Origin of the sequence: Sphingobium indicum BiD32 (assembly GCF_000382885.1) — a bacterium.
GTDB lineage: Bacteria > Pseudomonadota > Alphaproteobacteria > Sphingomonadales > Sphingomonadaceae > Sphingobium > Sphingobium japonicum_C.
The window spans coordinates 1-1,366 of the sequence record NZ_CAVK010000086.1 but is presented as its reverse complement, the minus strand read 5'-3'; the positions used below and the strand labels follow the sequence as shown (position 1 = coordinate 1,366).

2 protein-coding genes are annotated in these 1,366 nt (G+C 50.7%); both read left to right on the top strand.

Features of this window, described 5'->3' with window-relative positions:
• Positions 1-613, top strand: a 613-nt coding sequence (locus tag EBBID32_RS24540; RefSeq protein WP_196805627.1) for a hypothetical protein, incomplete at its 5' end; no start/stop codon positions are given.
• A complete protein-coding gene (locus EBBID32_RS24085) occupies positions 598-1,008 on the top strand; it encodes a hypothetical protein (protein WP_156022519.1) in 411 nt (136 codons plus the stop codon). The genes EBBID32_RS24540 and EBBID32_RS24085, both read left to right, overlap by 16 nt.
• Positions 1,009-1,366 lie beyond the last annotated feature (358 nt).

Sequence of the window (1,366 nt, the reverse complement as noted above, 5' to 3'; positions counted from 1 at the left end):
TGTCGCAAACGATCCGGTCAATGGCACAGACCCGACTGGGATGTATGAATGTGATGGGTCTAAAACACAGTGCCGTGTCGCAGACAGGTTTGTTGCGGGGGTTAAAGAAGCAGCAGGCGCGAAGGGCGCTTCTGATTCGTTGAAAAGCCTCGCAGCTACATTGGGAAACAAGGGGCAGGAGGGTGTCACCATTGGCTTCGGAGCGCTTGCAACGGGTACGCTTGGACAAGCATCTGGGCAGGATGTCACTCTTGATGTTGCGCAGATTAATGGGGCTGCGAAAGATATAGCGTCGCAGTCAGGAGTTAGTTTCGGCAGCGCTATCTACGCAGTTGGTTCCTCTGTTCTGGCGCATGAAACTAAGCATGTCGAAGATGATGGCAGATATGGTGCATCGCCGCGCGATAGAGTGACTATGGAAAAGCGGGCATATCCAATGGGGGATAGAGTTTTAGATCACTTTGGCGTGAAAGGATTAGGCTATGTTCCTGGATTGTCAGGATATGATTATAGTAAATCTATTGAACGCAGAGCGAAAGGATCATGCGTCGCTGGCATGGTATCGCAAGGCATATCAAAAGAGAGAGCAGTTACATCATGCAACAATCAATGATTGGTTTGGCATTTTTATGCGCACTCACATCTTGCTCCAGCCAAAAACAGGTTATTCGCATAGCCCATGACAAGTGCTGGGGCATTGTTGCTAATGAAGAGTATTTGGATGGAAACGCAGATCTCAGCTACTTCCCAAATCAAACTAGCTTCATATCCAACACCTCATGCCCGGATAAAACGATAGGAACATCACTTTCGCCAGATGCCGCCCAGAATGTTTCTGATTTTTTCAGATTGAAAGTAGGTGATGATCCGAATGTGATCGGCATTACGTTTAGGGTGCAGATAGTAGGAAGAACATTTCGCAACGAGAACAATCCGAACCCGCTTATCCGCGTCTCGACGCTGAAGTTTGGGCAGAACGATGCCGTGGCCAAAATAGCCCTCGATTAAGCGTGCGAATGACGAGTTCTGCCCGCTGTCTCTCGCTTCGACCGCCTCTACAGTCCTGACCGTGTGAGGCGGAGTATCTCACCAGCAGCTTCGTCTCGCAGGGTCGGGGCCGTATGAGCGACTGATTGGGCGAGAGCAAGATAAAAGGAATGGCTCCCCCTGTGGGCTAACCTATTGTCTGCACATCGTAATTTGGCGAGACAGACGGCACTGGTAGCGAGACACCAGTGCCGTTTTTGGTGCCAAGGCATTGATGTTGCGGGCGGAATGGCGGTGCCGTGTGTGACGACAGTTATGTTGGCCGCCTGACGACAAACGAGATGGCCGGATCGTGATACATTTGTGTCAGCTTTGCCCC